The organism is Shewanella surugensis (assembly GCF_023284005.1).
GTDB lineage: Bacteria > Pseudomonadota > Gammaproteobacteria > Enterobacterales > Shewanellaceae > Shewanella > Shewanella surugensis.
On record NZ_JAKIKS010000175.1, the window covers coordinates 1 to 8,267 of the forward strand.

Here is an 8,267-nt window from a genome sequence, read left to right on the forward strand (position 1 = left end):
TGAGGAAATGATAAAAGAGTACATACGAAACCAAGAAAAAAATGACATTCATCGGGATCAATTAAAACTCGGAATGTAGAGGGTGCCTTGGGCACTGACTTAAGCCCTTTTGGGGCGTCAGCCAAATAAGCCTCCGGCTTTGCCGGAGGTCAGTTAACTATGTATTTATTATTAGTAGGTTACTTAATATTAAGCTGTGGATGAATAATAAGCTCAATTATATTGAGATTATTAGACTAGCGATAAAGTCTATTTAAAACTGGATTAAAGTAAAGTTAATCATGTCGACTTTACATTAATGACACCAGCTTTCTTTTGGGGCGGGCCATTTTCGGCCAAGGTTTTTATTAATGAGAACGTAAGATAAATTATTGCCATCTACGTACATGGTAGCCCATAGTATTTTATTTTCATCGTGGGTCTGTTCTGTTAATAATATTTTTTTTGCATTTTTTATATATTCGGTGACGAAAGCCTTGGCTTTTAAGGCCAATTCAGTTTCTTTTGCACATTGACCATCAAGGGAGGGAGTATAAACGCCATTAAGACGAATTTGTGTGCTTTCTTTTTGCTCGGGAAGATAAGCACTAAAGTGATCGGCACTATAAATGGCGGTTATCTTCGCCGTTTGACTTTCTGTGGTTAACTGAGGATTGGCTGTTGCCATAGGGATGTAGAAAAATAATAATATGAATATAGAGAGTGCTTTTAACATGTTTGCATTCCATTATTTTTATGCCTGTATTCATTTTTAGTGGGATCCCTTTATTATGCAAATGGAAATTGGGATTATTTATTATTTAAAAATAAAAAGAGTAATTAATTTTGACACTTAGATCAAATATGACATCAAAAACCCCCATGCAGTCTGATGGACTCATGCTATCAAATCTAATTCAAGGCTATTGGCGCTTAGGGGAGTGGGACTGGTCAGCTCAACAATGCTTGTCTTTTATTGAGTCACATTTGGCGCTAGGGATCAGTAGTGTTGATCATGCTCATGTTTACGGTACACCGTCCTGTGAAACCTTATTTGGTCAAGCTTTAAAACTTGATGGGGGATTAAGAGATAAAATGGAGATTATCTCAAAATGTGGGATTGTGCCGAGTAGTGATAAGGGCATTGCTCATTATGACTTAAGTCAACAAGCGATTATGGCGTCGGTTGATATGTCTTTAAGCCGCTTAGGTACCGACTATTTAGATGTATTATTACTGCATAGACCCGATTTTCTTATGATGACAGATGAAGTGGCACAAACCTTTATGCTGCTACAGCAGCAAGGAAAAGTGAAACATTTTGGGGTTTCAAACTTTACTTCATCTCAATTTTCGTTATTGCAATCTCGTCTTGACTTTTCTTTGGTGACAAATCAAATAGAAATGAATCCAGTAAACCTCACAGTATTTGAAACGGGAATATTAGATGAGTTGCAAAAAGTGGGTTGTCGCCCAATGGCTTGGTCTTGTCTTGCGGGTGGCGCTATTTTCAATCTTAAAAATGATCAAATCGTTAGATTGAAACAGGTGCTAAATACATTAGTAGAAGAACTTAATGCGGACTCTATTGAACAGGTCATTTATGCGTGGATAATGCGGCATCCTTCCAATCCGTTGCCTATTTTAGGCAGTGGCAATATAACCCGAACCCGATTAGCCATTGGTTCTTTAGCGTTATCATTGGATCATGAACAGTGGTATCGAGTGTGGTGTGCCGCTAAGGGACAGCCTGTCCCTTAGCGTAGCGCTTGTGGAGCATTATCACGGGGAAGGTAGAATGATGTTTGAACCCAAGTCGAGAACAATGGCGCTATATAAGATAAGCTATTCTTTGCGTGAAAAACATAGAAGCTGCTGCAGGAAATGATCAAACTAGCACACATTAGCGGGTGCTGAAGCCTTTATTATGGATAAAATCTTTCATGAAAGGGCGGGCTTCTTTATTCAATGCCGTGGTTATTTGCTCTGACCACGACATGTCTTTATTGCCATTGCTGCGGTTTCGATAATAGTGGCGTGTTTGATTGTCGTAGTCATTCAAGATTTGTTTATCAAGCTCTGGCTGATACGCTTCTTGGTGTATAACAAGGGATTGTGGCAGCCTAGGCTTTTTTTCGGGGTGTTGATCTGGATAGCCTAGGCATAAGCCAAATAAAGGGATGACATGTGATGGCATCTCTAATAGATCAGATACTGCTTGAGGGTTATTTCTGATCCCGCCAATATAGACGCCACCGAGTCCGAGCGACTCTGCTGCTAACAAAGCGTTCTGCGCCATTAAGGCTGCATCGATAGCACCTATTAAGGTTTGCTCAGTGAATCCTAACTGTGCTTCTGGATGAATTTGTTTATGGCGATTAAAGTCAGCACAAAATACAAAAAACTCAGCGGCCGAAGCGACATAAGCTTGACCTCCAGCTAACTGCGCCAGTGTTTCTCGACGGTCTTGTTGACAGACTCTAATGATGCTGACACATTGGATGAAGCTTGATGTTGAGGCGGCAATAGCACAATTTAAGATAGTGGTGAGTAGGGCATCATCGATTGTTTGATGGGTAAATTTTCGTATTGAACGATGTTCAAGTATGGTTTCGATGGTATGGTTCATATGTGCCCTTAAAATGACAGTAGCCTATTTAAAATCAATTAAGATTAGTGATGAGTATCTTTTATACTGAATAGAGTACATATCTAGTTATTTTGTCTATTTTATGAGGACCAAGTTGAAGAATATTTAATTTTATTATAAATCAATTGATTAAAGTCTCATTTTCAGTATTAACCGCCTTCATAGTAGTATAAAAGAATTAGTCATATAAAATTTATAGCCGTTTGTCTAGGTATTTTTTCATACTTTTGAATGATGTTAACCATTGGTTAAGCGGTTAACCTTACCACTACATTAATTAAACATAGTTGGCGTTCATTATGTACTTAATTATTTTTTATGTTCTTTATAGGTGTCGGTCTTTTATCATGCTATTGATGTTGAGCTGGATGACAATGTCAATTTATTCGGCTGTCACTCCCGAAAATGACCTACAAATCCCGCTAAACGGTATGAGTCTTACTCAGCAAATGTCGGTGAAGTCAGTAACAACGCCAATAAAATTAGTTGTTCAAGATACGGAAGCTAAGGAACACTCAGTTTCCGTGGCGAGCTTTTTTCCGGAAGGGAATGGATTTCAAATGAAGAAAAAACCATCTTAGAATACAACATTAATTTTTTTTATAAGAAATTGATATTTTATATTATTGAAGATTAAAATAAATTAAATAAGGCAGAGAAACTCATCTCTGCTTTTTTCTTATATTGATAGTCGTTAAGATATTTCAGTCGCTTTACCAGATTCAACAATAAACTAAGTGCACCTATGGGTCTTAGGGTCCAACCTTTGTATAGATCGCCTTGTTTGAAGGGGTAGATCATCATTGAAAATTTTTCCCCATCGGCAATGGTGGGAAATGGTAAAGTCAGCTCATTATTCCTATTTGCCATTGACCTTTTTCTTTTCACTCATCGTCAACTTTTTTGAGTGCAGCGCCATGGCTTTGCAAATAAGTCATATATTATGAACCTTTATGGGTGACTCCTGTCATTGTATTACCTGATAACAATGTGGTTAATTCTTTATCTGTTAATTGTTTGTCATTAGGATGGTGAGATAAATTTTGCGCTTGTTTTTCGGGTGCAGACGCTAAACTCGCCTGGCTAAAGGCTCCAGATGCGACGCCTGCACTGGTGGCAAGATTACTGAATATAAATTGACGACGATGTATATCATGTATTGGCGATTTCTTTGCTAGATTAACTGACCTATTTATTTTAGTTGCCACTTTCATCGCTGACAAAATCAATACGATAAGTTTGATCCAATATGAAAACCTGATTTAATCTTGTTTAATTAATCGACAGAAGTATTGACTTGAAGATGGTGTTTCTGAGATGTTATAAGTTAATATTGTTGTTAACCTTGGAAGGGCTTATATCAGTATAGTGATAATTGAAGGAACATTATATGTTTATAAGGATCATTAAGGCCGTTGCCACCCTGTGTTTGTTGATCATGATGGCGAGTTGCTCATCAAATAAAACCTACACCGTTGAAATTCATCAACCCAATAAAGATAATCATAACATTAAACAACTGGCACTCTTTCTAGACGGGACACAAAATGATAGAGACAGTCGAACCAATGTCTCTGCGCTTAATGAAATAATAAAACATCAAGATAAAGATAATCTATACCTTTTTTATAATGAAGGTGTGGGAACCGATGGTCGCATTATAGGTGCTGGGTGGGGTAATGATAAAGATGTTGCCGAGGCTTATGCTTTTCTCTCGAGGTATTATTCTCAAGATGCACTGCTTTATATTTTTGGCTTTAGTCGTGGGGCTTATGCCAGTCGCATACTTGCTGGGATGATTTATGCGTTGGGGATTTATGATTTATCGGACTTTAGCGAGGAAGATAGATTACAACTCTCTAAAGCGCTTTATGCGATTTACAAAGGAGAGGATAAAGATATTGAGGAGAGTCGTTTTCAGGCTAATCAGCTGATTAATCAATGGGGACAAGACACCTTAAAACTTGACGGTTTTGCGTTAAATCATCATGTTGCTAATGTATCGATTGAAATACTTGGATTGTGGGATACGGTTGAAGCGCTAGGCTTTGTGCCGACGTTAGAAGCGGCTAATGAAACCTATTTTGGGGTTGCCGATCCGAAAAATATTGTTAATCCTAATCCGCGTTATATCGATCAAATATGTAATATTAATCATGTTTATCATGCGGTGTCATTAGATGATAATCGTGCCAATGTCTTTACTCCTATTATTATCAGCAGTAATGAAGTCGTGTCTTTATGCTCTGAAAGTCAAGACTCATCGATATCTAAAGTTGAGGAAGTGTGGTTTTCCGGCGCCCATGCTGATGTGGGAGGTGGTTATGAGAAAATGGAAAATAATAAGTCTGATGATCATATGGATAAAGATCTCGCACTTTCTGGGCTATCACTCAATTGGATGCTGGATAATATTAAGCGAGATGCGCCGACATTATTACCTGATTTTGCCCAAGTTCATCAAAATGCTTTTGCTCATGTACACGATGCGGAAAATACAGATGCTAAATATAAACGCGTATTAAGAAACAGTATTTTAACGAGTTATTTGGACGTATCTCGGTACGAGAAAATTAATATTCATCATTCAGTACTTGAGCGTATTGCCCTACCGCCTAACAACAACCAAGAAGTCTTGAGTCGGGGTTTTGATTCCTATTGGTATCAAGCGCCTTATTTTTTTGATTGTTTTGAGGTGAATGAAGTGCAGGGTTACCGCTTTACCCCGTGCAATAAAATTGAGCCCGTAGGCGAAGATGCGCTTCCTAGAGTACAACAATAAGCAGGATGGTCTGTTTTTTAATGTGTTTTTATCATTGGCCTTAAGCAATCAATATCAGTCACAATATAAGGAAATAGCTCATGAAAAAAAGGATGACTTTGTTATTCAGTTTCATTTGTTTGGTTGGAGTCCAACAGACGAATGCCCATGAAGCGGAAGGTGTGGTGAATACTTTGTTTAATCAAGCGGTACAGGCAGAGTCAGTACCGGGGATCAGTGTGGCGGTGGCTGATAATAAAAGAGGCATCTGGGCAAACGGTTTTGGCTATGCCGATTTAGAAAACCGGTTGTTAATGAAAGCAAACACTAAGTTAAGGATTGGTAGTATTGCTAAGGTGTTTACGGCGGCTGCTTTGATGCGTTTATACCAGCAAGGCCAAATAGACTTTGATGCAGATATCAGAGAGCGAGTTCCACAGTGGCCAGATAAGCATGAAAAGATAACCTTGTCGGATTTAGTGAGTCATACTTCTGGCATTCGACATTATCAGTCTTTTGATGAATTTCTCTCTAATGTGGAATATGAAAATACCCTTGATGCGTTGAGTATTTTTAAAGATGATGCATTGCTGTTTTCGCCAGGAAGCCAAGTCAGTTATTCCACTTATGGTTGGACATTAATCAGTGCCGTCATGGAGAAAGCCGCTAACGACAAAGTTTTCAAACAGATCATAAAAGATGAAGTGCTCACGCCACTCGATATGCTGCACACGGACTTTGACGATAATGGGCCGATTATTTCTCACCGGCAACGGGCCTATTCTTACGAGAATAGGCAATTGGTTAACTCACCTCAAGTCAATAGCAGTTATAAATATGCTGGTGGTGGTTTTTTATCAACGCCAACTGATGTCGTGAAATTTGCCATGGCTCATGTTAATCGTACTTTTTTAACATCGGAGTCATTAGCGTTACTGTTTGATGAAAAAACTTTACCAGACGGTTCTCATACAGGAATAGGCATAGGTTGGTTTATTGGTTTTGAACCTTATGTCACTTCTATGACTGGCTTGCAAAATAAACGGCACAGTAAAGGGATACTCACAAAAGAAGAAAAGCAAAAAACCAATGATCTCATCCGGATCATGCAGCAACATCCTCATTCAGTTATGCATAGTGGAGGGAGTGTTGGCGGCGAAAGTATGATGATTTTATGTTTAGAGCATGAGCATGCAGTGGCTGTGGCAAAAAATGTTGATAATAGCCCAGAAGCGGATACCTTTTCATTAGCCCTAAGAGCTTTAGATGCTTTCTATCGATTTTAGCTAGGCTTCTGTATTGGTTAATGAGCAAATAATGAGTGGGGTTTGTAGCTTAATAATAATTTTTATCCAAATGAGTGAGGTTTTCATTTTAAAACCCACCAATATTGTGTAAGTTTGTAGCATATTTGTTAATGGATATTGATGAGAGGGAATTTTGGATAAAATGAATAATGAGGATCTGACATATTGTGAAATGATCATGATGAAAGAGCTATTATCTGAAAGAGGAGGAATAGTGAGTCGAGATCGCCTTAGCATAGCCGCTTTTGGGGAGGTGTTTAGTAAACATAATCGACGCATCGATGTTAGGATCAGTCGGTTAAGAAAAAAACTCCCGCTCAATCTAGATGGCAAATCTAAGATAAAGTCTGTTAGCGGTGAAGGTTATGCTTATATCGATGATGATTGGCTTTCTCAGTATTTAGGTGAGATGAGCTAAGACATTAGCGAGATGGGCTTGAGGGTTTGTTTATCTTTCATGGTTAAATATTGTTTGAGAAAAATACGCTTAGCGACAGTGTTTATCCATGAAAGATCAACAGGCCTAGTGGTGTAAAAGTGTAACGTGATGACTTTGGCCATTTTAGTTAATGTCACTGAACCCATTTTTTACTCGTATGCGATGGACTCATGCTTCAATCACTCTTTATCAATATTATGTCATCTCTTTGTTTTTAAATCAGAGTGATGGATATAAGGCGATGAACAGTTATTATGCGAGTGTGGCTTTCGATATACCAACGAGTCGTTTTATTCAATTGATAATCTCGGCATTGGCTTTTTTAATGAAGTTTGATGGCGTTGGTTGGCAGAGTGGGTTAACACACCGGAACGCTTGGTAATGTTAGAAAAGGCAGCTGTACAGCCCAAATTAGGGCAATCAATCCGTTAGTTGCCCAAGGGAGATTCAAACTAGCCTTAATAGCCATTTGGGTATTTCGATACCGATAATGCTATTTCAGCTTTAGCTTGACGTTATTTTTTATTGAGCTGTAAAATCGAGTGGGATCTATTTTACTTCATTTTTTAATAAGCCCTTGTAAAAAAGTGAAGTTCGTTTTACGTAGGGAAAAGGCTAGCGGGTACGGGGGTAGTAATAACATTTTCAGGTAATCCTATTTGCAAGAGCGCATTAAATTCACTCTTGGTTAATTCATTATGTGATGTTATTAACGGTGGCTTCGGCATTAAGTTACATGAAGCCATCCGGATTTTGAGTTCTTTGTCTGATAATCCAGATGCAGAAACGGCTTTTTCACTGAGCAAGAGGCCTTCTTTTTGTAAGTTACTCTTTAAAATATCGGTTATATTTTCTAATTTTGTGGGTTTTGAAATCAATTGAGCCTCTAATTCAATACCTTTTTGTCCTGCTTCTGAGATGGTATCGGTTGCAAAATTTAATAGACTGCGGACTTTACTACCAAATTCACCCATGAGTTGATCATACATCTCAGACATTTTATTCATTTGACAAGGACTCGGGGGCGTTGACAATTACGCTAACCAAATCATAGAAGCAGCTAATTGAAGCGTCCCTAAATAGTACTTAGCCTTTCTCTCATAGCGCGTAGCCACTCTACGGAACTGTTTC

11 protein-coding genes are annotated in these 8,267 nt (G+C 38.4%); 6 read left to right on the top strand and 5 right to left on the bottom strand.

Annotated features, from left to right (window positions below):
- Window positions 1-295: 295 nt before the first annotated feature.
- Window positions 296-715 (bottom strand): thermonuclease family protein, encoded by a 420-nt coding sequence (locus L2764_RS24565; RefSeq protein ID WP_248942999.1) that lies wholly within the window; start codon window positions 713-715, stop codon window positions 296-298.
- Window positions 716-861: 146 nt separating this feature from the next.
- On the opposite strand from L2764_RS24565, the gene L2764_RS24570 reads away from it, so the two are divergent.
- The gene (locus L2764_RS24570) at window positions 862-1,740 is read left to right on the top strand and encodes an aldo/keto reductase (protein ID WP_376708489.1); all 879 of its coding nucleotides are present in this window, start codon (window positions 862-864) and stop codon (window positions 1,738-1,740) included.
- A gap of 142 nt (window positions 1,741-1,882) precedes the next feature.
- On the opposite strand, the gene nfsA is transcribed toward L2764_RS24570, so the two are convergent.
- The gene (nfsA, locus tag L2764_RS24575; RefSeq protein WP_248943001.1) at window positions 1,883-2,608 is read right to left on the bottom strand and encodes an oxygen-insensitive NADPH nitroreductase; all 726 of its coding nucleotides are present in this window, start codon (window positions 2,606-2,608) and stop codon (window positions 1,883-1,885) included.
- Between the two features lie 320 nt (window positions 2,609-2,928).
- Here nfsA and L2764_RS24580 point away from each other — a divergent pair, with 320 nt between their 5' ends.
- Window positions 2,929-3,210, top strand: a complete 282-nt coding sequence (locus L2764_RS24580; protein WP_248943002.1) for a hypothetical protein — start codon at window positions 2,929-2,931, stop codon at window positions 3,208-3,210.
- A gap of 52 nt (window positions 3,211-3,262) precedes the next feature.
- Here the strand turns inward: L2764_RS24580 and L2764_RS24585 are convergent, their stop codons facing one another.
- Both L2764_RS24585 and L2764_RS24590 read right to left on the bottom strand, forming a co-directional pair.
- The gene (locus L2764_RS24585; RefSeq protein ID WP_248943003.1) at window positions 3,263-3,499 is read right to left on the bottom strand and encodes a hypothetical protein; all 237 of its coding nucleotides are present in this window, start codon (window positions 3,497-3,499) and stop codon (window positions 3,263-3,265) included.
- Window positions 3,500-3,570: 71 nt separating this feature from the next.
- Window positions 3,571-3,837, bottom strand: coding sequence for a hypothetical protein (locus L2764_RS24590; protein ID WP_248943004.1), 267 nt, complete (start codon window positions 3,835-3,837; stop codon window positions 3,571-3,573).
- Between the two features lie 182 nt (window positions 3,838-4,019).
- Here L2764_RS24590 and L2764_RS24595 point away from each other — a divergent pair, with 182 nt between their 5' ends.
- From L2764_RS24595 to L2764_RS24610, 4 genes are all read left to right on the top strand, one after another.
- Complete coding sequence (locus L2764_RS24595; RefSeq protein WP_248943005.1) at window positions 4,020-5,411, top strand: T6SS phospholipase effector Tle1-like catalytic domain-containing protein; 1,392 nt, start codon at window positions 4,020-4,022, stop codon at window positions 5,409-5,411.
- 80 nt (window positions 5,412-5,491) lie between these two features.
- Window positions 5,492-6,676 (top strand): serine hydrolase domain-containing protein, encoded by a 1,185-nt coding sequence (locus tag L2764_RS24600; protein WP_248943006.1) that lies wholly within the window; start codon window positions 5,492-5,494, stop codon window positions 6,674-6,676.
- A 163-nt stretch (window positions 6,677-6,839) separates the two neighbouring features.
- Window positions 6,840-7,115, top strand: coding sequence for a helix-turn-helix domain-containing protein (locus L2764_RS24605; protein ID WP_248943007.1), 276 nt, complete (start codon window positions 6,840-6,842; stop codon window positions 7,113-7,115).
- Window positions 7,116-7,266: 151 nt separating this feature from the next.
- On the top strand, window positions 7,267-7,518 hold the full coding sequence (locus L2764_RS24610; RefSeq protein ID WP_248943008.1) for a hypothetical protein: 252 nt from the start codon (window positions 7,267-7,269) through the stop codon (window positions 7,516-7,518).
- A 217-nt stretch (window positions 7,519-7,735) separates the two neighbouring features.
- Here the strand turns inward: L2764_RS24610 and L2764_RS24615 are convergent, their stop codons facing one another.
- Complete coding sequence (locus L2764_RS24615; RefSeq protein ID WP_248943009.1) at window positions 7,736-8,134, bottom strand: hypothetical protein; 399 nt, start codon at window positions 8,132-8,134, stop codon at window positions 7,736-7,738.
- Window positions 8,135-8,267 lie beyond the last annotated feature (133 nt).